Raw genomic sequence first — 23376 nt, forward strand, 5'->3', positions numbered from 1 at the left:
CTTTAATTTTTCTCTATGAATATTTAAATCAATTAAGGTTTTTTATGTTTGGCTTTGTCATTCGTCTGTTTTGTATACTGTTAATTTTTCCTAGTATATCCAGTCAAGCTGCGATCAATATTGCTGTTGCCAGCAATTTCAAAGTCTCAGCGGAAGAGATAGCGGAGAAGTTCACAGAGAAGTTCGATATTGATGTAAATATTTCTAGTGCATCAACAGGCACTCTATATCAACAGATTCTGCACGGAGCTCCCTTTGATCTATTTTTATCAGCGGATCAAACACATGTGCAATTATTACAACAAGCTAATAAGGTTGGAGATAATCAACGTTTTGTATATGCACAGGGGCGGCTGGGGTTTTGGATGCCTTTAGCGGAAAAAGCGCCAAGTATTGATACTTTAATTTCTTATGCTGGGCGTTTGGCGATTGCAAATCCTAAGTTTGCACCCTACGGTGTGGCGGCACAAGAAGCGTTAACCTACTTAGGTAAATGGGGCAAACAACAATATATTCAAGGCAGTAATATTAGTCAAACCTATCAATTCGTTGAGTCAAAAAATGTTGCTGCTGGTATGGTTGCTTATGCAACATTAATACAAAAGAATAAAAAGCACTTTTTATTAATTCCTGCCGAATGGCACCAGCCAATTATACAGTCAGGGGTCGTTTTAAATACCGAACAAACAGAGCAAGCAAACTTATTCCGCGATTTCCTGCTTTCAGAATCAATCCAACAATTGATACATTCTCAGGGTTATAATTAGTGTTGAGTGCAAGCGACTTACAAGCCATCTGGCTTACTTTAAAATTAGCTGGATTAACTACCTTATTATTGATGGTATTTGCGCCGCCATTAGCTTGGTGGTTAGCTCGAAGCCAAGCTAAAGTTCGACCTTTAATAGAATCGCTCGTTGCGTTACCGCTTATTTTGCCACCTACGGTATTAGGCTTTTATCTGTTACTTGCATTTTCCCCCAACCATTTTCTAGGTCGCTGGTGGTTGAGCTTTAATGAACAGTCTCTGGCTTTTTCATTTTCTGGGTTAGTTATTGCTTCTGTTATTTACTCATTACCCTTTGTAGTGCAACCTTTACAAAGTGCTTTTGTACATTTAGACAAACGCTACTTAGAAGTTAGTGCAACATTAGGGTACGGAAAGTATGAACGGTTATATAAAATAATTTTCCCGATGCTATTACCTAGTTTTATTATTGCCGCAGCCTTAGGTTTCGCTCATACCATTGGTGAGTTTGGGGTGGTATTAATGATAGGAGGAAATATTCCTGGAGAGACGCAAGTACTATCAATTCAGCTGTTTGACCATGTAGAGTCATTACAATATAACCAAGCACATCAATTGTCGTTTATGTTGTTAGCCTTCTCTGTTTCATTGTTAGTAGTGATTTATGGTTTTTTACAAAAGAGACAACAAAGGATATTAAATGCTTAAGCTTGATATTCAAAAGTCATTTATCAATCAACAAACCGGAGTAAGCAGGGAGCTTTATTTTAAAGCTAATATAGATTTATCTGGGGTATGCGTTATTTTTGGTGACTCTGGCGCAGGAAAAACAACACTATTACGTTGTTTAATTGGCTTAGAATCCTGCGTCGGCGATATTCAATTCAAGCAACAGATCTGGCAATCAGAGCAACAGAAGTCTATTCCGACAGAAAAGCGTGGTATTGGTGTGGTGTTTCAAGAACCAAGATTGTTCCCTCACTTAAATGTACAACAGAACTTACAACTAGCGGTAAATAAAGCTTCCTCACATGCGTTTACTATTGAACAACTTGCTAATAAATTAGGGTTCACTGAGCTTTTAACGCATCAAACCACTCAGTTATCTGGTGGACAAAAACAGCGTGTTGCTATCGCACGTGCTTTATTAACCGATCCTCAGCTATTAGTGATGGATGAGCCACTTTCATCTTTAGATCAAGGTAGTAAACAATTATTGTTACCCTTCATTAAAGAGGTCAGTCAAAAAATCCCGATCTTATATATTACTCATTCAGAACAAGAGCTTTTTTATCTTAGTCGTAACATGTTGTTAGTGAACGATGGCCAAATAGAAGCCAGTGGAGAACCACAGCAACTATTCTTAAATAGCGATTTATCATTAATTAAATTTGCACATCAAGGGCTGATATTGAGTGTTGATGTAAAAAGCTACGATCCAGAAGAAGCGTTAATTAAAGCTTGTTTAGACAGTCAAAACTTATATATTTCAGCTGAAACTCCACCACTTGTTGAGAAGATACAAGTTAAAATTAATAGCCGAGATGTGATTGTGGCACTTCAACCGATTGAAGAGAGCTCTTTGTTAAATTGTCTATCTGCAAAAGTCGTGGGTTTTGATATAGATTCACAAAAAGCTGTGGTTTTGACCTTACAGTTTGAAACGCAATCTTTGTATGCTTACATTACACTACGGTCATTTAACAAACTACAGTTAGCGGTGGGTAGTGAAGTTTTTGCACATGTAAAGACCATGAGTATTGTTAATTAGTTGTTGTATTGGCTAGCCTGTTGGTTTTTAAAGTTCAACTTTTTGCTAATCCTTCGATACTATGCCAGTAACCATTGCATTGTAAGCTGTTTAATTGTGTGTAGTTATTTTTACATAATAGTTGCTCTTTGAAATGACTTATTGTTTTTAAGCTATTAAGAGAGTTAGGACTAACACGTAATATATCCACTAGACCCTCCATGCTTTCAAGGTCATTAATTAGGTTATAACAGTATCCAGACAACGTTTGTATACCATTCAATATAAACACTTGTTGATCTTCCTGAGTGTGAGCGATTCTACCTTGTGGATAGTTGATGCAGGTTAAACCACAGTCGTCTTTTGCTTTGTTTTCTGATCGTGCAGTAAAGCACCGTGCTGAATAGGCTAATGGAAGGTGACCATAGGACAGTACTTCTACTTCAAATTGATCACGCAATTTCATTTTATGAACATCATCAATTATATTTGATAACCAATCCCTTGATAACTCTACCGGCATTACCCAGCGTTGCATACCTTGATTAATCAGTAATTTAAGTGTTTGTGCATTGTAACAGTTGATAGCAGGACCACATACAAAAGGTAGTTTTTTCTCCGTTAATATTTGCACAGCTCCGAGATCATTGGCTTCGATCTTAATTTCGCCATTTTCGCAAAGTTTTCTTAACGCAGTTAATTCAGAAGGTGCTTCTAATAGCGCCATAGTGGATAAAACAATCTCTTTTTCATGTTTGTTCATTGATGTTGCTAGCTCAATCCAGTCTCTCGTTTTAAGCTCTCTGCGTTTACTGCAAACGGTTTCACCTAAGTAAATAATATCAGCATCGCTACTGATCGATTGTTGATAAAAATCTAAAGTTTGTTGTTTTGGCCAATAATATAATAATGGGCCTAATGAGACTTTCATATATAAATCCTGTTGTTGTTTTTTATTGCCAGTTACGATGATAAGCGCCAAGAGTAGTTTGATTACCTTCGGAAAGGTTAGCGAGTTGATGATCCCATTGTGGTTTAACTTGATATTGAGAAGGCTGTTGTTTGTAACTATCAATAGCTGCACGCCATACTTTGGTTATTTGCTCTACGTAAGCTGGACTACGTTGCCGTCCTTCAATTTTGACTGAGCTAATGCCCATCTCTATTAAGTCGGGTAAAAGTGACAAGGTATTTAAACTTGTCGGTTCTTCTAGTGCGTGATAAATATCTCCATCGACATTAAAACGGCCTTTACATAGAGTTGGATAACCTGTTTTTTCATGGTCTTGATATCGGTCGATTAAAATATCATTTAAGCGTGACGTTAAACCATCAGAGGTCTCTTGCCATCTAACAAATTTAGCCGGTGAACACGCACCTACGGTATTAGGTGATTCACCTGTAAAGTAAGAGGATAAATAGCATCTTCCCTCAGCCATGATACATAAACTACCGAAGGCAAATACTTCTAAGGGGACATGACTGTTTCGTGAAAGTTGTTTAACTTGATGTAGCGACAGTACCCGCGGTAATACCACTCGTTTGATATTGAAGTTACGTTGATAAAATTCAATGGCAGCAGTATTCGTAGCAGAAGCTTGTACAGATAAGTGTAGCTCTAAATCTGGGTATTTTTGAGTCGCGTAATCTAAGGTAGCGATATCCGCAATAATGGCAGCATGGGCCCCTAAGTCAACGCATTGATCGACTGCATCATACCAGCGCTTTTCTTGGCCGGGGTGAGCGAAAGTATTGATTGCTACATGTAAATGTTTGTTGTGATCTGCTACGTACTGCGCCCCCTTTGTTAACTTTGCCGCATTAAAGTTCAGTCCAGCAAAATGTCGAGCATTAGTATCATTTTTTAATCCAATATAAACTGCATCAGCGCCACAATCGATTGCCATTTTTAGCGCAGGTAAACTACCAGCAGGGCATAGTAACTCCATCTTTCCACTCCTTTTTAGCCATTTATTGTAATGAGTAAGAAGGAGGGCTTATTGACATAGGGCATATATTGTTGAGTTATTAGTAAAAATAAATATATTGAATAAGCCATTAATCATTGATGTACAGCAATTTGTTTTTTGTAAAAAAGATTAAAGTGGACATTTCATTTATCACAATTGCGAGTAATGATTATGCTGGCTTCATTTAAACAAGAAATACACCACCAACTGGTTATTAATGCTCCTAAAGTATTGGCTTTTCCTGCGCGGACGATACCTTTTTATATGCATCAAAAAGGCTTAGCTTTAATTTTAAATCAACTATTTGAAGAAGCCATTAAAGATGGGGACTTAGACTTTTTACAAGGTAAGTGGCTTGCGATTCGTATTGATGATTTGTCGATACATTGGCAAATGAGCTTCAATAAGGCGCTACTTATAAAAGAAGATGATGGCATACCAGATGTTAGTTTTACTGGAAATATCAATGATCTAATATTAATAGCAGGTCGAAAAGAAGATCCTGATACATTATTTTTTCAACGACGCTTAATCATTGAAGGAGATACTGAGTTAGGGTTAGAAGTGAAAAACTTGTTAGATAATATTGATTTTGATAATTTACCTCATTTTTTACAAACCTTAGTTGCGCAGTTTTCCTTGTTTGTACAGCAAGGTGTCCAACAACCTAATCAGTTTTTCCCCACAATAAGATAAACAATTGCATCGCATAGGTATCTTTTATTTCATAAGGTCTATAGTCTGTAGCATTTTATAGCCAATTCCAGTAAATAGATGCCAAATAATAACTCAACGCCAACTGCAGAGACGATAGCAGTTACTAATATAGATAATAACGAATTAACTTGTGCAAAATGTAATGCTGCCTGCTGTCAGTTAGAGGTGATGTTAATTACTGATACTGGTGTGCCTGAGCAATATATCGACCGTGATCAATGGGGCGGCGAAACCATGAAAAAGTTGGATGATGGTTGGTGTATTTGCGTCGATAGAGAAACCAAGCTGTGTAGCATTTATGAAAACAGACCTTGGGTTTGCAGGATTTTTGAAATGGGCTCATACGAGTGTAGTGATGAGTTTATTCCAGTAAATCAATAAGCATTAATGATAGCTTAATGTAGGCAATAGGCAGACTCATGAACCTGCCTATTATTTTATTAATGTTTGTTTTTGTTTTATTATTGGTTTGCTAATTGTTTGAAGTACAAACAGGTGTCAATTAAACGATTTGCAAATCCCCATTCATTATCACACCACACCAATAGCTTCACTAAATGACCGTCACTTACGCGCGTTTGTGTCCCATCAATGATACAAGATCGAGGATCGTGGTTAAAGTCTACAGATACTAATGGGGCTTCTGTATAGCCTAAAATACCAGAAAGTGACGTTGTAGATATTTGTTGTAAACATTGGTTAATATCATCAATACTTACTTTTTTATCAACAGTAATACTCAAGTCCATTGCCGTCACATTAATAGTTGGGACACGTACAGCAATCGCTTCAAATTTATCTGCAAATTTAGGCAAAATACGTTCAATACCGGCTGCCAATTTAGTATCAACGGGGATAATTGATTGGCTAGCCGCTCGTGTTCTGCGTAAATCATGGTGATAGGAATCAATGACAGGTTGGTCATTCATCGCGGAGTGAATAGTGGTGATAGTACCGCATTTAATATCAAAAGCAGCATCTAAACTGGCAATCACTGGCACGATACAATTTGTCGTACAGGAAGCGCCTGAAATATAAGTTTCTTGCCCGGTTAATGATTGGTGGTTAACGCCGTAAACAACGGTTGCATCTACATCGTGATCTGCTGGATGAGAGAAAATAACTTTTTTAGCACCTGCTGTTATATGTGCCTGAGCATCGATTTTTGAACCAAAGATCCCAGTACAGTCGATAACGATATCAATATCTAAAGTTTCCCATGGTAAATCACTAATATTTTCATAGGCTAAAAGTTTAATCGCATGACCAGCAATAATAAGCTGTTGTTCACTCTGCTCTACACTATAAGGGAAGCGTCCATGGGTTGAATCATATTGTGTTAAATGGCAAATAGCATCCGCAGCGGCGAGTTCATTGATAGCTACAACTTCTATTTGAGTTTGGTGATTACCTTCAAATAAAGCACGCACCACACTGCGGCCAATTCGGCCATAACCATTAATTGCAATTCGAAGAGACATTTATTGTTCCAAAATTAAAAGTGGATAGCAGATCATCACTGGTAAAGACATTTCATCTTGTGCTCAGGTATTTATATGGCGACTAACTATTGTAGAAAACGCTATGTTGAATAGAAATGCTATAAAAGGACATTGTAAAACAAAAATATCTTAATCACAGAAAAACCTGACTGATTTTTATTGAAAGTAATCAATTAATTAAAAGAGTGCGTACTGTTCATTGACGGCTTTGCTGTATTATACCAATCACACTAATTAACTGCTCTATTTTACTTGTTAAAATAACTTATTTCTTCGTTGTAATTTTCGTAAATAGAGCAACTATTAAAGAATTAACATCTTATCGTTAATTCTCCGATAGACTATTAACGAAGTTAATCGACGAAAGGCTCAAATTACGCCTTGAACTCAGTCATTTTTCTTGCGTAAAATTTAGAACACTTATTTAATATAATTGGTATTAGAAAAAGGGTGATATGTGTAATGACAATGAATTTTATAAATAAATTAAAAACTAAATTTATTTAAATCACTGAAATGTCATATTGGTTTTGTTAACATAGTCACGGTTTTAAAGGTAAATAACAGAGTGAAATGCTCTAAATGAGGAAAAATGAGTTTAAATAAGGATAAGTACAGTATTGATAATACTGACTACACAGTAGGTCAGGATAACGTACAAAAATGGGGTTTTGATGTACATAACCCTGTATTTGGATTTAGTGCAGGTTTTATCGCGCTATTTTTAGTGGCGATTATGTTTATTGACCCAGAGTTATCAAAAGCAACATTAGATGGTTTAAAGTGGCAGATAATTGGTGCATTTGATGGGCTGTTTATGTGGTCTGCTAACATATTTGTTATATTCTGCCTTGTATTAGTTGTATCACCTTTTGGTAAAATTCGTCTTGGTGGTGCAGAAGCAAAAAGTGATTATTCCACACTATCATGGTTATCTATGCTGTTCGCTGCTGGTATGGGTATTGGTTTAATGTTCTGGGGAGTTGCTGAGCCGGTTGCTTATTTTACTGGCTGGTATGAAACGCCGCTGAATGTAGAACCTAATACACCGGAAGCCGCTAAACTAGCATTAGGAGCAACTATGTTCCACTGGGGTCTTCACCCTTGGGCTATCTATGGTGTTGTTGCATTGTCATTAGCTTTCTTTGCTTACAATAAAGGCTTACCGCTTTCAATGCGCTCTATCTTTTACCCAATTTTAGGCGACCGTACTTGGGGTATACCTGGGCATATAGTTGATATTTTTGCGGTTATTGCGACATTGTTTGGTTTAGCAACGTCATTAGGGTTAGGTGCACAACAAGCAGCAAGTGGCTTCCATCATGTGTTTGGTATTGATGATGGTTTAACTACGCAAGTTACAATTATCATTGGCGTTACCATTTTAGCAATCGTGTCTGTTGTACGTGGTATTGACGGTGGCGTTAAATTAATTAGTAATATCAATATGTTACTGGCTATTGTGTTAGTGGTGTTTGTTGCGTTAGTGACTTTAGCTGTTTCTATGGGCACGATTCCGACAACGGTTATGGGCTATGTTGAAAACATTATTCCATTAAGTAACCCACATGGCCGTGAAGATGAAGCTTGGATGCATGGTTGGACGGTATTTTACTGGGCTTGGTGGATTTCATGGTCTCCATTCGTAGGTATGTTTATTGCGCGTGTATCTCGTGGTCGTACAGTTCGTGAGTTCTTAACTGCAGTGTTAATTATTCCAACTTTAGTAACTATTCTGTGGATGTCTGTATTTGGCGGTGTTGCTATCGATCAAATCATGAATAATGTTGGCGAATTAGGAACGAACGGTTTAACAGATGTATCCCTTGCTATGTTCCAAATGTTTGACCAGTTACCATTGGGTAATATTTTATCAATGATTGCAGTTGTTTTAGTTTTAGTTTTCTTTATTACTTCTTCTGATTCAGGCTCATTGGTTATCGATAGTATTACTGCTGGTGGTAAAGTTGATGCTCCTGTCCCACAGCGTATTTTCTGGGCTTCAATTGAGGGTGCTATTGCTATTGCGTTATTATGGGTCGGTGGTACATCATCGATTCAAGCGTTACAAGCAGGTGCAATTTCAACAGCATTACCGTTCACTATTATCCTACTAGTCATGTGTGTAAGTTTGATTATGGGTATGAGAACTGAGCCTAAACTAACTAAATAGAAAAACGTTAAGTTAGATTAAAGCCAATTAAAAACCGATTATCCTGTGGGTAATCGGTTTTTTTATATCTGAGGTTTACTGAAAAGGTATAGGAAATACTGATTATATCGAATAGGCTATTTACATATTAGGCTGATATAACAGAGCAATTAATACGTAAATTAAGTCTTCGAAAATTAGATTCTTTAATCGCTGTTGCCTGAAAGAGATTTACAATGAAGAAGTGGGCTATTGGTTGTGTTTAGTGTTATCAGATGCGACGTTTATTCTCTATAGCCATAAATCTTTAATTGGTGTTTCTGGATCGTAGTGATAAAGCACTTGAGCTTGTAATAACTCGGCAGTAGCAATCGCATCGGTCAGTGCATCATGGGGTTGATAAGTTGGTAAATTATAACGTAAACGGCTGTTTCCTAAACGAATCGATCCAGGCTTTTTACGCTTTAACCAACTCAAAAAACCTTCACATTGTTTACTTTGTATTGCCGCTTCAATTTGCATGGTATCAATAACTGGAAAAATAACACCTTCGTCAATTAATGCTCTTAAATTCAAATCCAAGAAAGCGCGTTCGATATTACGATAATGAACAACGACGACTTTGCCTGCTATTTGCTCGAGAAAAGGACCTAAAATCCTCAGTAAATCAGGTGCACCCTTTAAGTCAGAGTGTGTAATACCATGAATAATAATCGATTCCTCTTCGAGTTTATCTTGAGGAGTGATATACCATTTTTTAGCTTTACTACAGAAGACTCGATTTAAATTAAAAGGGACTAAACCAATACTAATAATACTGTTTTGTTTTGGGTCTAAACCGGTTGTTTCAAAATCTAAAGCCACAAATTCAATATCTTTAAGTGGGGTATCGTCGTTGTAAGTACCTGCTTTATAAAACTGAGTTAAACGTTGATCTTTACAGTGACGTGCTTGTAATCGTAGATAAGCATTCCAATTTAAAATCTCTTTATTGATAAAGTTATGCATATAAAGTCCTAAAAAGAGTTAGCTGTATAACGGTACTTTAAAAAATTCTGTGCATTACTTAATACAAGAAATGCATCTTTTAAATAACGTCTTTCAAGATCAGACATATTTTCAGGTTCAATATTGTTATCTGGTTCAATGTCTGATTCTACGTCAAGCGCTTGATGACGTAAGCGAACAATGGATATTAGTTCCATAGCATGATGTAAATCAGCCCCCTTAGATTTAGGTAAAATACCAGCTTCGATAATATCATCTAAACGCTGAAAGGAGTTTTGAGATGGAGAGCCTATCGCTAGTGCGTGCACGCGTATTAAATCTGCTAGTGGCGCCGTGCCTCGACGTTTTAAGTTGATAGAGTTGTTATGGCGGCCATCATTTTCCATAACAAAATCTTTAAAGAAGCCTAATGGTGGTTTACGGTTCAATGCATTACGCGCTAAACAAGCTAAGAAACGTTTATTGTTTTTCGTACGATTTCGAATAAAGCGGTTGAGCTGTTCAGCCCACTTAGTTCGTCCATAAACACCTGTTAAATCGAAGAAAATATTACAATTTAATAACGCTTTCGGATTTGGATCGTCAATCCATTCTCCAAAACATGCTTCCCACTGCATTTGTGTTTTACGATATTCTGGATTAGTCGCCATAATCTCGCCTGTACAATAAGTGTAACCGCAGGCATCTAAGCCATCACATACAAAGTGAGATAATTTTTCGAAATATTCTCCATGAATATCAGGATTATAATTATTATCGAGTATTAAACCGTTATCTTGATCTGTCACTAGTAGTTGTTCATCACGGGCCATTGAGCCAAGTGCTAAAAAGCAATATGGGACAGGTGGAGGGCCAAACTTTTCTTCAGCAAGCTCCAGTAACCGTTGTTTGAAACTTCGCCCAATTTCAGACATTGCTCTGCCCACCATGTGAGAGTTTGCATCTTCATTGACCATGCGAATAAAACAATCTTTAAGCTGGCTTGATAGTTGTGCTAAATCTTCAGTACTTTGTTGTTGAAAAATACTACTGACAAACAACAAACTATTTTGTGATTCATAGCGTACGATGTCCGATACTTCGATTAAACCAATTGGTCTATTTTTATTTAAAATAGGTAAATGGTGTACATTATTTCGAAGCATTAACAGCATTGCTTCTGATATATAGGCGTTGTGGTCTAAAGATATAAGATCTGTAGACATAACATCTGAAACAGGATTATCAACACTTAAGCCTGAAGCAATGACTTTAGCACACAGATCGTGCTCGGTAATTAAACCAACAAAGTGCTTCTCTTGTTCATTTTTTAGATCATTAATTAACGCAGCAGACTGTGATTCTTCAGCCATAATTTGAGCAACCCGACGGATACTGGTATCACTAGCAAGAATCAAAGGTTCCCGTGTTAACAGCGTAGTTACTTTAGAGGTGGTTAAGTCAGACCCTTGGCTTTTATTTTCAACAGCTTGTTTTAAGCGCGTGCTATCTTCAGATTCAACAAAATCGGCAAAATATTCAAATCGATCACACAGGTCATAAAATATATGACCAGGTATACAATACAATAATGTATCTTTAGTTGCCTTAGCGGGAAAGCGTACTTTATTTTTGGTTAATAAGCCCATTTGACCAAAAATGCCACCTTGGTCTAATCGGTTATAAAGATTGCCGTTACGCCTATAGATCTCAACAACGCCACTGCGTAGCATATAAAGATCATTAATTTCATCTTTAAACTCTACAATATTAGTATTTGCACGTTGGTATGATATTTCTACACTCTTTACAACTTCAATAAGTGCATCTTCAGGAAGTTCATCAAAAGGGGGATATTGACTGATAAAGTCACGGATTTCTAATAATTCAACTTCCATAGTGTACTCGATAGTGTAGTTAGAGATTGTTGTTGATTTTACACAAGTTTATTTGAGTATGTTAGTGGCGAAACATTAAAATAATAGGATTAGTAAAAATCGAAAAACAGAGTAGGGATTACTGCTAATTAATTGTTATTTATTAATCTACATTGATAAAACAAGTGTTTAGAGTGATATATTTATGATAAATATATGTATTTGCTAAGAGTACTTAAATAACTCTATTTAAAATTATGTATTTGGATATTACTTATCTGTTTTGTAGGTTAGATTATACCTGATGAGTTACTATATCGATTACATTAAAATAGATAAGCTATTTATTGTGATTGCTAATAATTAAAGGATTAATTGTAATGGGCATGTCAACAAGACTGGACCTTTTTCTAGACGTGGTACAACATGGCTCCTTTGCAAAAGCAGCAGGTGTGAGGAACATAGATCGATCAGCTTTATCAAAACAAATAAAAATATTAGAAAGTGATTTAGGAGTCAGGTTACTTAATCGATCAACACGTGCATTATCATTAACAGATGCAGGGAAAGACATATTAAAGCAAGCAGAGTTAGTAAGGGAGTTGTTAGCCACTACACAACGACTTGCTGAGTCCTACCAATCAACACCAAAAGGTTTATTAAGAATAACTAGCCCTTCATTATTCGGTAAATTATACATTCAAGACGCTGTAAATAAGTTTATGGCTGAATATCCAGATACTCACATTAAGTTGGTATTAGAAGATAGAAGGGCAGATATTATAGGAGAAAGCTTTGATATTGCTTTTCGAGTTGGTCCTCCACGAGACTCTAACTTAATTGCACGAAAACTAGCTGATAATAATACTGCTATCTTAGCGTCAAGAAGTTTCATTGACACCTATGGAGAGCCTAAAACGCCTGAAGAACTGATCAAGTTGCCAGCCATTATTTATTCAAATGGTGAAATGACATTTAATAAATTAACTATTTCTGATAAGCCAATGAGTGATCAAATGGAAACCCATATAATATCTGGTCGATTAGAAGTGAATGATCTTAGCGTTTTAATGGACGCGGTAGAGGCTGGCTTAGGATTTTCGCAAAGAAGTCTGTTTGCATTGGATAGAAACATCAAAGAAACAGATTTGGTTCCTTTGTTAACTAATTATAAGTTACCAGAAACAAATTGGGGTTTATATGCTGTATACCCGCATCGAAATCAAACGCCATTAGTGAAATTATTTATCGAAGCAGTACAAGAAGTAATAGGCTCCCCACCTATTTGGGAATCATATATAGATGATTATAAAAGTATGTATAGATAACTTTAATACTGTATAAAAAAGCCAGTAAATAACGCTATTTATACGAATTTTTGCGTTAGATTGTATTATCAATAACCAGTTATTTCTTCAATAATTTGCCTTGAGCTACGCACAACTAGCAGTGTCATCTATTATATGATGTAACTATCTAGTTTTATATGATGCTTCGCTTCCACTAACTAAAATTGAGGCTAGATAATTAAAAATAAAATGCCAGCATAAGAGCTGGCATTATTTCAATTAAGATTTAAAAATCAGATTAGTGATTGTCAGACTTAATTGTAGTGAAGTGATAATCAACATCTACAACAGCACGGTAAACAATTTCACCACGTTGTTGAGCAAACTCTTGAATTGATACTTTAGAATTATCAATTTCAATATTGTTTGCCGGAGTTTGAGAGATAATTAATAATTTTTGACGCAACTCAGGATCAGATAAGTTATCTAATTTATCAACATAAGCAAATCCTGCATCATATGCTTGTGCTTTATCAGAAAAACTATCTGTGTTGAAGTTCTTTTCTGAATGAACAACTTGTGTGCTAGCAAGCGCACCTGTACTGATTAAAAGAGCCGCAGCTAATGTAGTTAATTTTTTCATTTTTATACCTCTAAATCTATTCTTTTCGATACCGTATTTGGCGATTAAAATATTCCTATTTCAAGAATATCTTATTTAATTAGTTGTCGTTTTTAAGTGTAGTGAAGTGGTAATCCACGTCGACAACAGCACGGTAAGCAACTTCACCTCGAGCTGGAGAAAATTCTTCAACGAATACTTTCGAGTTATCGATTTCAATGTTTGTTGCTGGTACTTGAGAAATAACAATTAATTTTTGACGTAATTGAGCATCAGATAAATCTTCTAGATCATCTATGTAATCAAAACCTGCGTCGTATGCTTGCGCTTTATCAGCGAATGCATCAGTGTTAAAAACTTTGTCAGAGTGAACAACTTGAGTGCTTGCAAGTGCACCAGTACTAATTAATAAAGCCGCTGCTAATGTAGTTAATTTTTTCATGATATATACCTTAATTCTGTTTTCTTATGTACCGAATGTGAAGCTTAAAATGCTCTCTAATCGAGAGCTATTTCAAATAATTAGTTGTCATTTTTTAATGTAGTGAAGTGATAATCTACATCGACAACTGCACGGTAAGCAATTTCACCACGAGCTTGAGAAAATTCTTCTATAAATATTTTAGAATTATCTATTTCGATATCTGTCGCAGGTGTTTGAGAGATAACTAATAATTTTTGACGTAGTTGAGCGTCAGATAAATCTTTTAGGTTATCTAAGTAATCAAAACCAGCTTCATAAGCTTGTGCTTTGTTAGTGAAAGAATCAGTGTTAAAGTTTTTTTCTGAATGAACAACTTGAGTACTTGCAAATACGCTTGTGCTGATAAGTAAAGTTGCTGCTAAAGTAGTTAATTTTTTCATGTTTGTTGCCTCTATAAAATTTAAGAATGTTTTATTTATACTTTTATTTATAGAGTGAGTAGCATATCCCTATAGGCTTTCCTCTCACTCGATGGAAACATTATGCACTTCATTTGTGTGATCGTCATCACGTTTTATTTCCATTCATTGTGGCATTTATTGCACGAATCATTGTTTTGATTTGTTGCCTGGTAGTAGGCTTTCTTTTGGGAGGGAGTTGTTTTAACTTTAAATGTTTGATTTATAAGTTTAACTTTATATTTTTTAAATTGGCTTATTTTTTCTGTAAAAATCAGTCACCTTGAATATGTTACAAAAAACCATTTGTGAAGTAGATCACGTTTATTGTGGCGCTAACATATACGAGTAGCCATATTACCCAGTAAATTGGTTCTGAACAATATGGCCCCTTTAATTACTTGTTCTTATCGATAACGCTTTCAAATAAAGAGTTAAATTTATCTAAACCTTCATTAATAGTTTCATTTGAAATTGTTAAAGCAGGAAGGAAACGAATAACGTTACCGTAGAAGCCACAGGCTAATAGTACTAAACCATGTTCTGCGGCGTTAGCAATAATAGCTTGGGTTAATGCAGTGTTTGGTTGTTCCGGGTCACCATTTTTAACAAACTCAATGGCAATCATTGCACCTTGATTTCTGACATCTAAAATGACTTCAGGGTATTGCAGTTGTAATTGAGTCAAACGTTGATTAAATAAATCGCCGATTTCAACAGAACGCTGTACTAGGTTTTCTTCTTCGATTACCTCTAAAACTGCTAAAGCAGCCGCGCAAGCAACTGGTGAGCCACCATAAGTACCACCTAAACCACCGGGTAGTGGCGCATCCATAATTTCGCTTTTACCTACAACTGCTGAAATAGGAAATCCGCCTGCAATACCTTTTGCCATCGTCATTAAATCAGGTTCAACACCTGAATATTCAAATGCAAACATCTTTCCTGTTCTTCCAAAGCCAGATTGTATTTCGTCGGCAATTAACATGATCCCATGTTGGTCACAAAGCTTGCGCAGTGCTTGAAGAAATTCAGGTGGTGCAACGTAAAAACCACCTTCGCCTTGCACTGGCTCAACAATGATTGCAGCAACATCAGTAGGGCAGATATCGACCTTAAACAAATTATTTAAAGCTTTAAGAGAATCTTTAACTGATACATCATGGCGCTCCATAGGGAAGGGGGCGTGGAAAATATCCGAAGGAAATGGGCCAAATAAATTCTTGTAAGGGGTCACTTTACCAGTTAATGCCATGGTTAAATTTGTACGACCATGGAAACCACCATTAAAAGCAATAACGCCGCGACGGCCAGTGTGCGCACGTGCAATTTTCACGCAGTTTTCAACTGCTTCAGCACCTGTAGTGACAAAGATAGCTTTCTTAGGCGAATCACCTGGAGCGGCTGCTGTTAGCTTTTCCGCAAGAGTAACAGCTACTTCATAAGGGTTTACCATGACACAAGTATGGCTAAACTTATCAATTTGTTGTTTAGCTGCCTCAACAATTTTGGGGTGGCTATGTCCAGTGTTACAAACAGCAATCCCTGTACCAAAATCAATATAGCGTTTACCCTCTACATCCCATAGCTCCGCATTTTTCGCATGCTCAACATATACTGGATAAATGTTACCTTGACCACGTGCGAAGGCTTCTGTTTTTCTACTTTGTAAACTGTTGTTTGTCATGTTCATCTTCCTGATAGATAAAATAGTTTTAGTTTTAGTTTTAGTTTTAGTTTGTATTGTCGTGAATGTATTTAGCTTATTTATCTAAACCACCCATGCATAAATATTTAATTTCTAAGTAATCATCTAAACCGTATTTTGATCCTTCACGACCACTACCTGATTGTTTAATTCCACCGAACGGAGCGGCTGCATTAGAAATCATAGCTTCATTAATGCCTACCATTCCGTATTCTAACCCTTCTGATACACGCCATACTCTGCCGATATCACGCGAGTAAAAGTAAGCGGCTAAGCCGACTTCACAATCATTTGCCATTGCTAATACTTGATCTTCATCTTCAAATTCAATAATAGGCGATACAGGACCAAAAATTTCTTCGCTAGCAACAGGCATTTGATTGGTGACATTAGTTAAAATAGTTGGTTGGTAAAAAGTATTACCTGCGTCATCGCGTTGACCTCCTAATAAAACTTTAGCCCCTAAAGCAACAGATTCAATAACTAACTTATCAACGCCATCCACGGCACTTGAAGAGATCATTGGGCCAATTTCAACACCTTCTGTTAAACCATCACCAATATTCAAGTTGGCAACAGCTACTTTGAATTTTTCAGTAAACTCATCTAATACAGCGCTTTGTACAAAAATGCGGTTAGTACAGACACAAGTTTGGCCTGCATTACGATATTTAGAAGCCATTGCACCTTGTACAGCTGCATCGATATCAGCATCATCAAAAACGATGAAAGGCGCATTACCTCCCAATTCCATTGAGACTTTCTTAACGGTTGAAGCACATTGTTCGATTAAGGTTTTACCTACAGCAGTTGAACCAGTGAAAGTAAATTTTGCAATATCAGGGTGTTGTGTTAACACTTTCCCCATACCTCTAGAATCATCACCTGCAACGACATTAAATACACCAGCAGGGATACCTGCGCGTTCTGCTAGCTCAGCCATGGCTAAAGCTGAAAGGGGAGTTAATGCTGCTGGGCGAACAACAAAAGTGCAACCTGCAGCCAGTGCAGCAGCTGCTTTACGTGCAATCATTGCATTAGGGAAATTCCAAGGAGTAATAGAAGCAACAACCCCTACAGGTTGTTTAACAACAACAATGCGTTTGTCACTTGATGGTCCAGGAATGGTATCGCCATAAACGCGTTTACCTTCTTCTGCAAACCATTCTATAAAAGCTGCACCATAACCGATTTCACCTTTTGCTTCTGCAAAGGGTTTTCCTTGTTCTAAAGTAAGGATACGCGCCAAATCATCTTGATGTTGGATCATTAAATTGAACCAATTACGCATTAAAGTACAGCGTTCATTAGCTGATTTTGCTGCCCATTGTTTTAAGGCTTTTTTGGCAGCCTTGACGGCAAGTTTTGTATCATCCACACCTGCATTACAAACTTTTGCAAGTTCTTCACCTGTTGCAGGGTTAGTAACACTAAAAAATGAATCACTGCTATGCCAGCTACCATCAATATATGAGAATGTTTTTAGTAATTGCTTATCTTGTAATGCGTCCATGGTTATCTCCAAGCTTGTATGCGTTTAATGTAGCTTAACAATTTCCACTTTTATCGAGTGTCATTGTTTAGAGTTGTTTTGTAAGCTTATTGAATAACAATTTGAAATAAGGTTAAATACAAAACTTTAAACATTAAGTTTGAGTTTCATAAAACAATGAATAAATCGTCGATAATTCCTAAACCTATTGCAGAGTATGATTTACGCTTATTACGGATTTTTGTTTCTGTGGTAGAGAATGGTGGGTTTTCTGCTGCAGAATCAGCTTTGGGGATCACACGTTCTACGATTAGCATCCACATGTCTAATCTCGAAGAGCGCATGAAACTCAAACTATGTTTGCGTGGTCGTGGTGGTTTTGCTCTAACCGAAGATGGCCATACAGTCTACCGTGCAGTGATCAATCTGTTTGATTCATTGAATGATTTTTCATTACTGGTTGGTTCACTAAGTAATGAATTGAGCGGGGAGTTAGTGATCCTATGTGCAGATCAATTAAATCAAACAACACAAAGAAAATTATCTGATGTAATAAACATTATTCATCAAGATTCACCAAACTTACATCTGGTTTTAGACAGTGAACCCATTGCTAATATAGAAAAATCATTACTAAAAGATAAGGCTCATATCGGTTTATTTCCAGGCTATCAGCAAATAGAAGGGTTGGCCTATCAGCCGATTACTAGTGAAGCCGTGTACTTATGCTGCAGTAAAGACCACCCTTTTTTTAACAAAGTTGATACAGTGATTAGTGCAGATGATTTGGCTGAGGTACCTGCTATTCACCCCGGAGTGGATGTTGAGCCGTCTGGTAGTGAGCAATTGAGAAAACTAAATTTGATGGCTAAGTCGTATCAATTTGACACTCGTAAAGCAATGATTATGTCGGGAAGTTACATCGGATTCATGCCACAAAGTTATATTCAACAAGAGTTAAATCAAGGTGAAATGCGCATTATTCGCCCCAGTGAGCTTACTTATCAATTTAATTTATCTTTAGTGACTAAGAAGACACCGCGAGAAGCTAATAAAGTTGCATTACTGACAGAAGTATTTAACCGAGTATTTAACCGAGTATTTAACAAAATATAAAATATAAGAAATAACAAAGATAAACTAGAATTTTTACAAGAGGTTAAAGAAGTCGTTATTTTTGAGTGTTTAATTTTAAGTAGGGTATTTAAAAATTAGATATTAAAAGTTGGTGCTCGCTACTGGACTTGAACCAGTGACCTACGCCATGTCATGGCGGCACTCTACCAACTGAGTTAAGCGAGCATATTGAGAAGCTGTTGAAAGCAAAGTGATTTTGCGATATCTCGGCGGTGCTGTCAACTAAACTTTAGATAGTTTTGTTTGTTTGATGTATTTTTGTGCGCATAGGAGCTTGAGTGTCTATTTATCGTCCGTTTTTTGCCATTTAGCTGCTTCTAACTTAGTACGTTCAATTAATTTTGGGATTTCTGCCAAAGATTGTTTGTAGATAATATTAACTCTCTTATAGAAAACAATAGTCAATAACATACCTGCAATAAAGGCGAGCAGGGTTAATAGACTTAAAATAGATAAACCGCGCTCTTGATAATTCTCAAGCAAGCTTAATATTTTTCCTTGTTCTAGTGTGACACGAATATAGCCAATCTTAGTGTTATCGGAATAAAGTTCAGCGATATGGGGAATAACACCATCAACGTCGTGTGAACCTTCATTATTTAATTGTAGCAATTCGGGTAAAGGGAGGACTTGCTCTGATTGGTAGATGATTTTGCCAAACTCATCATAAATTGTTGCATCTCGGACAATAGGATCATCGCTTAAATCGTCGATTAATAATTTTAAGTCATCTTGATTTTCTTGGGCTAGGTAGCGAGAAGCTTCCGCAGCAGCAAGGTTAGTTAATGAGTAGGAAAATTTTTCTGTTTGTTGATAGCGAACGCCATTGGATTCATTCTGCAGGCTGTTAAATTGGTAAGCAATGATCGCAAATAGGCACAGTATTGCGGCTATTTGTGTCAGTCGTACTATCCAAAAAAATTTCTTCCCCATATCTTCAACCCTTTCGTTACACTATCTCTACTTGCATTATAAATTAGCAATCGTTATCTTGTGACTCATATTTTTATTCTATTTTTATAACAGAATCTTACATTAATTAACCCATAGGCATATTACATTGGAAACGACTATAACACTTCAACTCCCATCAAACCCTCTTTCAATTATGCAATGGAAATCTGATTTACAATCAATGATTGAAAATAACCATCCATTATTCTTGATTAATGACTCAAATGATATAGCTACTCAATCTGAGTTAGTCTTAATGAAAAGAGATTTAAACACAAATACATTGATAGCGTTAACTAATTTATTAATTAAGCAGTCTGTGTCTAATGCACAGTTGACCCATTTAAGCCAAGTTGAAGGTGTTGATTTAGTTAGAGTGTCTTTGGATAAAACAAAAGAAGAATTGCAGGATGTGATTAAGCAATTTGCTATCGATGAAAGCTGTGATTTCGCTTTAGTTGCTAAATTACCTGATTTTTCTGCACCGGGTTTAGTGTTAATGGATATGGATTCTACGACTATTCAAATTGAATGCATTGATGAAATCGCGCGTTTATACGGTGTTGGTGACCAAGTATCTGCTGTAACAGCTGCTGCGATGCGTGGTGAGCTAGATTTTAATGAAAGTTTACGTACACGAGTTGGTAAATTAGCTAATGCACCAGAAAGTGTGATTAAAGAAGTCGCTGATAATATGCCATTAATGCCGGGTTTAATACCATTGATTGCAGGATTAAAAGCAGCAAACTGGAAAGTGGCCATTGCATCAGGTGGATTTACTTATTTTGCCAATCGATTAAAAGATGATCATGGATTTGATGCTGCATATGCAAATACCTTAGAGATTATTAATAAGACATTAACGGGTAAAGTAACCGGCGAGATTGTTAATGCAGATGTTAAAGCACGTACATTAAAGGAATTAGCTGAAAAGTTTGATATACCAATGTCTCAAACTGTTGCAATAGGTGATGGAGCCAATGATTTAGTAATGATGACAGCTTCTTCTTTAGGTATTGCCATTCATGCTAAACCAATAGTGCAAGAAAAGGCATCTGTAGCACTTAATAATTTAGATTTAGAAGGGGCATTAGGGCTATTGAGTGCTTCTTTACCCTTAGCTTAATATTTTTAGGTGAGTAGCATATTTAATGTTACTCACCTTTTTACATATTTCTAAACTTAGGCTGTCTTTAAAAATCATTAAAGTCACTTTTTGACTATTAACATCGTTGTTATAAGATTTGCTCAGTTCTATCAATTACTTGTATCATTGCTTTTATATTCAAAAGCTCCTCCTCTAAACGCTTGCTAAGGTGCATTGCATGGCAAGAGATAATATCTAATTCTGATTTCACCAGTGCTAGATTAGGTGCGTTAATGGTACTCAATCGGTAATGAAGTATCTGCAATTGTTTCAATTTTTTATGTTCAGCAATAAATTCACGCTTTGAAAAATCAGATTCAAAATCTTCATCTAAGTAGGTTTCAATTGACCACTTATTGTTATCATCTTTTACTTTTTTTACATAGAGAGTACGTTCAAAATTGAATACAGTTTCACCAAGCGTAGTTTGTCTTAATGGTGCAGATAAGAGGCGCTCTAATAACTTGTTATTTGATAACGGAATGTGGTTATTTTGATTGTTACTTTTACAATCAAAATTAAATAGTTGTTTTAGAGAGCGAGATGTAGCTGATATTGATGAAAAGCTAATATTAGGCTTACCATTAATAACTGAAACATAGAAAAAAGCAGGGTGTAATGCTGATTCTGCGGCTTCATGTAAGCGCGAAGTAACAGGCTGTTTATAAGATTTTAGTGGTATCTCTTTAAAATGAGCCGGATTACTTTTTACTAATAAGGTAAAGAATTGCTGCATCGTCATGTAGCTATCACGTGAAGCTATCTGAAGGTGATAAATATGCTTTGCACTAGCAGAAACAACTCTGTAATTGATGTTATTTAAACTGAATTGTTTGGTTACTTTTTGTAAATCAATAAAGTCAATATTCACTAAGCTACGCTTTGCGATAGCTTTAGGCATTGCTAACTCAACTTTTAAACCAGATCCTGAAAAATCAACAATTTTTCCGGCTAATGTTTGATCTGCAATTTTCAGTTCAATATTACTTGTGTAGCGGTAGCGTTCTTCTTTGCGCAGCTCATCAGGGAACAAATCATAGGTAGGTGTAAAGCCTTGTTCCACCTCTTTATGTACAAATCTATTTAATAAGTTAGGATTGCCCTTCTCTGCTCTTGGATCAACTTCTATTACTTCATGTGTAGCAACTTCTGTTAATGTTGCAACATGTGTTATGTCGTTAAATATAGTAGGGCGAACATCTGTTAGCTTGTAATTTTTAACTGCTTCATAGGTGTACTCTTGAAGTGTTAAGTGATAACAATGCCAATTAGGCTTGCTCCTTCCATATTCAATGAAGAGGTGTTTTAGCCCAGTTTGTTGTAACTCTTGTTCTGTTGCTGAGAGCAAATATTCTTCACCATCTTTAATGTAGGTAAAGCTATAAACTGTTGTAGATATTTTAGGTTGAGATAGAGCGAGTAAAGCTTTTAAGCGTTTCTGGTTAAACAAAAAAGGCAGTTGGTTAGCATTATTACAACGCCACTGATTTAGAATATCTTTATTAACTGCATTACGCTGCATAAAAAGAATGGGGTTGTCGTTATTTGCATTTATAAAAAGTGGTAAAGTATTAAGAGAGCTTAACGTACTGTTTTTTAACGATTTCTCACGCGCCACTTTGAAGTAATAGAGTACATCTAATTTGTATTTATGTTGATTAGCACGAATAAAGCCTTGAATAAATTTAACGAAGTCAGGCTTGTCATCTTCTAAATTGAGGTAAAGATAAAATCCAGTTTTTTCTTGTTGTTGTTTAACTAAGCGGTAGCAAACCCTTCGATTGTTGATTGCTTTGTCTTTATATTCACTACCCAAGCCAGTAAAAATGACTTTTACTAATTGTACTTCTAAGTATTGCTCTTGTTCAGGCAATTTAACTTTAATACCGGAGACTGAAATGTTAGAGGTAGCTGCGTCGATATTGGTACCATCTGCCAGTACAATATTGACTTTAGAGACATAAAACATACGTGCTGCAGCTTGCCTGCGGTGATTATTTAGCTCTATATTTTCAGTAATGTTTTCATTTACTTCAGTGGTACTTGCTTGTAGTGCTTTTTCATTTTGGATCTTTTTGATTTTTTGAACATGGTTAATAACATGTTCGTATGCACCTATTGTATATCCGCCATATAGTTTGATCGCCGCTTTAAGCTCTCTGTTGGCTGATAAAGTTAGGTGATGACTGATATCAAAATGGATGTATTGGTTTGTTTTTTCTATTACTTTTTCACGTAAATCGATAATACGTGAACAAGGTTTAACAAGACGATTGAGCTCCATCTTGATTAGGAATTTATCGCTATTACTTTCCCCGAAAAAAATTTTATCAAGCATGCTATTGAAGTCTGTTTTATCTTTGTAAGGAATCAATGCATTGATTTGGGGTTGGTAATCCTTAAAGTTCATAAATGTTCGTTTCTCGTGTAATCAGTAAAGCGTTG

General features: G+C 36.2%; 21 protein-coding genes and 1 tRNA gene. 9 read left to right on the forward strand and 13 right to left on the reverse strand.

What is annotated here, in order from left to right; translation table 11 throughout:
• Nucleotides 1-44 precede the first annotated feature (44 nt).
• From modA to modC, 3 genes are read left to right on the forward strand one after another with little or no spacing between them, the layout of a single operon-like run.
• The gene (gene modA, locus V5290_RS11465) at nt 45-767 is read left to right on the forward strand and encodes a molybdate ABC transporter substrate-binding protein (RefSeq protein WP_333385667.1); all 723 of its coding nucleotides are present in this window, start codon (nt 45-47) and stop codon (nt 765-767) included.
• Entirely contained in the window at nt 767-1453 is a 687-nt protein-coding gene (modB, locus tag V5290_RS11470) for a molybdate ABC transporter permease subunit (RefSeq protein ID WP_333385671.1), read from the forward strand. Before modA ends, modB begins: the two co-directional genes overlap by 1 nt.
• The gene (gene modC, locus V5290_RS11475; protein WP_333385674.1) at nt 1446-2516 is read left to right on the forward strand and encodes a molybdenum ABC transporter ATP-binding protein; all 1071 of its coding nucleotides are present in this window, start codon (nt 1446-1448) and stop codon (nt 2514-2516) included. Before modB ends, modC begins: the two co-directional genes overlap by 8 nt.
• 34 nt (nt 2517-2550) lie before the next feature.
• On the opposite strand, the gene V5290_RS11480 is transcribed toward modC, so the two are convergent.
• On the reverse strand, nt 2551-3426 hold the full coding sequence (locus tag V5290_RS11480) for a U32 family peptidase (RefSeq protein ID WP_333385677.1): 876 nt from the start codon (nt 3424-3426) through the stop codon (nt 2551-2553).
• A 22-nt stretch (nt 3427-3448) separates the two neighbouring features.
• Complete coding sequence (ubiU, locus tag V5290_RS11485; protein WP_333385680.1) at nt 3449-4444, reverse strand: ubiquinone anaerobic biosynthesis protein UbiU; 996 nt, start codon at nt 4442-4444, stop codon at nt 3449-3451.
• A gap of 192 nt (nt 4445-4636) precedes the next feature.
• Here ubiU and ubiT point away from each other — a divergent pair, with 192 nt between their 5' ends.
• Nucleotides 4637-5161 (forward strand): ubiquinone anaerobic biosynthesis accessory factor UbiT, encoded by a 525-nt coding sequence (ubiT, locus tag V5290_RS11490; protein WP_333385683.1) that lies wholly within the window; start codon nt 4637-4639, stop codon nt 5159-5161.
• A gap of 78 nt (nt 5162-5239) precedes the next feature.
• Nucleotides 5240-5563, forward strand: coding sequence for a YkgJ family cysteine cluster protein (locus V5290_RS11495; protein ID WP_333385686.1), 324 nt, complete (start codon nt 5240-5242; stop codon nt 5561-5563).
• 80 nt (nt 5564-5643) lie between these two features.
• On the opposite strand, the gene epd is transcribed toward V5290_RS11495, so the two are convergent.
• Nucleotides 5644-6663: an erythrose-4-phosphate dehydrogenase gene (gene epd, locus V5290_RS11500; protein ID WP_333385689.1), complete on the reverse strand. Its 1020-nt coding sequence runs from the start codon at nt 6661-6663 to the stop codon at nt 5644-5646.
• Nucleotides 6664-7276: 613 nt separating this feature from the next.
• Between epd and V5290_RS11505 the strand changes: the two genes are divergently transcribed.
• A complete protein-coding gene (locus V5290_RS11505) occupies nt 7277-8857 on the forward strand; it encodes a BCCT family transporter (RefSeq protein ID WP_333385691.1) in 1581 nt (526 codons plus the stop codon).
• Nucleotides 8858-9127: 270 nt separating this feature from the next.
• Here V5290_RS11505 and V5290_RS11510 read toward each other — a convergent pair whose 3' ends face one another.
• Both V5290_RS11510 and V5290_RS11515 read right to left on the reverse strand, forming a co-directional pair.
• On the reverse strand, nt 9128-9844 hold the full coding sequence (locus V5290_RS11510; RefSeq protein WP_333385694.1) for a 3'-5' exonuclease: 717 nt from the start codon (nt 9842-9844) through the stop codon (nt 9128-9130).
• A gap of 8 nt (nt 9845-9852) precedes the next feature.
• On the reverse strand, nt 9853-11721 hold the full coding sequence (locus tag V5290_RS11515; RefSeq protein WP_333385696.1) for a DUF294 nucleotidyltransferase-like domain-containing protein: 1869 nt from the start codon (nt 11719-11721) through the stop codon (nt 9853-9855).
• A gap of 365 nt (nt 11722-12086) precedes the next feature.
• Between V5290_RS11515 and V5290_RS11520 the strand changes: the two genes are divergently transcribed.
• On the forward strand, nt 12087-13028 hold the full coding sequence (locus tag V5290_RS11520) for a LysR family transcriptional regulator (protein WP_333385697.1): 942 nt from the start codon (nt 12087-12089) through the stop codon (nt 13026-13028).
• 259 nt (nt 13029-13287) lie between these two features.
• Here the strand turns inward: V5290_RS11520 and V5290_RS11525 are convergent, their stop codons facing one another.
• The 5 genes from V5290_RS11525 to V5290_RS11545 all read right to left on the reverse strand — a co-directional run bounded on the left by V5290_RS11525 (nt 13288) and on the right by V5290_RS11545 (nt 17714).
• On the reverse strand, nt 13288-13632 hold the full coding sequence (locus V5290_RS11525; protein WP_333385699.1) for a DUF3316 domain-containing protein: 345 nt from the start codon (nt 13630-13632) through the stop codon (nt 13288-13290).
• A 79-nt stretch (nt 13633-13711) separates the two neighbouring features.
• Entirely contained in the window at nt 13712-14053 is a 342-nt protein-coding gene (locus V5290_RS11530) for a DUF3316 domain-containing protein (RefSeq protein ID WP_333385702.1), read from the reverse strand.
• Between the two features lie 80 nt (nt 14054-14133).
• Nucleotides 14134-14475, reverse strand: coding sequence for a DUF3316 domain-containing protein (locus V5290_RS11535; protein ID WP_333385705.1), 342 nt, complete (start codon nt 14473-14475; stop codon nt 14134-14136).
• Nucleotides 14476-14890: 415 nt separating this feature from the next.
• A complete protein-coding gene (gabT, locus tag V5290_RS11540; protein ID WP_333385706.1) occupies nt 14891-16180 on the reverse strand; it encodes a 4-aminobutyrate--2-oxoglutarate transaminase in 1290 nt (429 codons plus the stop codon).
• Nucleotides 16181-16256: 76 nt separating this feature from the next.
• Nucleotides 16257-17714, reverse strand: a complete 1458-nt coding sequence (locus V5290_RS11545) for an NAD-dependent succinate-semialdehyde dehydrogenase (RefSeq protein ID WP_333385709.1) — start codon at nt 17712-17714, stop codon at nt 16257-16259.
• A 156-nt stretch (nt 17715-17870) separates the two neighbouring features.
• Between V5290_RS11545 and V5290_RS11550 the strand changes: the two genes are divergently transcribed.
• The gene (locus V5290_RS11550) at nt 17871-18809 is read left to right on the forward strand and encodes a LysR family transcriptional regulator (RefSeq protein ID WP_333385711.1); all 939 of its coding nucleotides are present in this window, start codon (nt 17871-17873) and stop codon (nt 18807-18809) included.
• A gap of 110 nt (nt 18810-18919) precedes the next feature.
• On the opposite strand, the gene V5290_RS11555 is transcribed toward V5290_RS11550, so the two are convergent.
• Both V5290_RS11555 and V5290_RS11560 read right to left on the reverse strand, forming a co-directional pair.
• Nucleotides 18920-18995: transfer RNA gene (locus V5290_RS11555), tRNA-Val, on the reverse strand.
• Nucleotides 18996-19112: 117 nt separating this feature from the next.
• Nucleotides 19113-19763, reverse strand: coding sequence for an AhpA/YtjB family protein (locus tag V5290_RS11560; protein WP_333385714.1), 651 nt, complete (start codon nt 19761-19763; stop codon nt 19113-19115).
• A 127-nt stretch (nt 19764-19890) separates the two neighbouring features.
• On the opposite strand from V5290_RS11560, the gene serB reads away from it, so the two are divergent.
• Nucleotides 19891-20910 carry a phosphoserine phosphatase SerB gene (serB, locus tag V5290_RS11565; RefSeq protein ID WP_333385717.1) on the forward strand — a complete coding sequence of 340 codons (1020 nt, stop codon included), beginning with the start codon at nt 19891-19893 and terminating at the stop codon, nt 20908-20910.
• A 109-nt stretch (nt 20911-21019) separates the two neighbouring features.
• Here the strand turns inward: serB and V5290_RS11570 are convergent, their stop codons facing one another.
• Nucleotides 21020-23341, reverse strand: coding sequence for a PilZ domain-containing protein (locus tag V5290_RS11570; RefSeq protein ID WP_333385720.1), 2322 nt, complete (start codon nt 23339-23341; stop codon nt 21020-21022).
• Between the last annotated feature and the right edge of the window lie 35 nt (nt 23342-23376).

The organism is Psychromonas arctica, from assembly GCF_036697365.1.
Lineage (GTDB): Bacteria > Pseudomonadota > Gammaproteobacteria > Enterobacterales > Psychromonadaceae > Psychromonas > Psychromonas arctica_A.

Coding starts and splice junctions, on each gene's coding strand:
- V5290_RS11480 (WP_333385677.1), bottom strand. CDS start 3,426: ATGAAAGTCTCATTAGGCCCATTATTATATTATTGGCCAAAACAACAA.
- V5290_RS11520 (WP_333385697.1), top strand. CDS start 12,087: ATGTCAACAAGACTGGACCTTTTTCTAGACGTGGTACAACATGGCTCC.
- V5290_RS11495 (WP_333385686.1), top strand. CDS start 5,240: ATGCCAAATAATAACTCAACGCCAACTGCAGAGACGATAGCAGTTACT.
- ubiT (WP_333385683.1), top strand. CDS start 4,637: ATGCTGGCTTCATTTAAACAAGAAATACACCACCAACTGGTTATTAAT.
- gabT (WP_333385706.1), bottom strand. CDS start 16,180: ATGACAAACAACAGTTTACAAAGTAGAAAAACAGAAGCCTTCGCACGT.
- ubiU (WP_333385680.1), bottom strand. CDS start 4,444: ATGGAGTTACTATGCCCTGCTGGTAGTTTACCTGCGCTAAAAATGGCA.
- modC (WP_333385674.1), top strand. CDS start 1,446: ATGCTTAAGCTTGATATTCAAAAGTCATTTATCAATCAACAAACCGGA.
- epd (WP_333385689.1), bottom strand. CDS start 6,663: ATGTCTCTTCGAATTGCAATTAATGGTTATGGCCGAATTGGCCGCAGT.
- V5290_RS11515 (WP_333385696.1), bottom strand. CDS start 11,721: ATGGAAGTTGAATTATTAGAAATCCGTGACTTTATCAGTCAATATCCC.
- V5290_RS11570 (WP_333385720.1), bottom strand. CDS start 23,341: ATGAACTTTAAGGATTACCAACCCCAAATCAATGCATTGATTCCTTAC.
- modA (WP_333385667.1), top strand. CDS start 45: ATGTTTGGCTTTGTCATTCGTCTGTTTTGTATACTGTTAATTTTTCCT.
- V5290_RS11545 (WP_333385709.1), bottom strand. CDS start 17,714: ATGGACGCATTACAAGATAAGCAATTACTAAAAACATTCTCATATATT.
- V5290_RS11530 (WP_333385702.1), bottom strand. CDS start 14,053: ATGAAAAAATTAACTACATTAGCAGCGGCTTTATTAATTAGTACTGGT.
- V5290_RS11505 (WP_333385691.1), top strand. CDS start 7,277: ATGAGTTTAAATAAGGATAAGTACAGTATTGATAATACTGACTACACA.
- V5290_RS11535 (WP_333385705.1), bottom strand. CDS start 14,475: ATGAAAAAATTAACTACTTTAGCAGCAACTTTACTTATCAGCACAAGC.
- V5290_RS11510 (WP_333385694.1), bottom strand. CDS start 9,844: ATGCATAACTTTATCAATAAAGAGATTTTAAATTGGAATGCTTATCTA.
- V5290_RS11525 (WP_333385699.1), bottom strand. CDS start 13,632: ATGAAAAAATTAACTACATTAGCTGCGGCTCTTTTAATCAGTACAGGT.
- V5290_RS11560 (WP_333385714.1), bottom strand. CDS start 19,763: ATGGGGAAGAAATTTTTTTGGATAGTACGACTGACACAAATAGCCGCA.
- V5290_RS11550 (WP_333385711.1), top strand. CDS start 17,871: ATGAATAAATCGTCGATAATTCCTAAACCTATTGCAGAGTATGATTTA.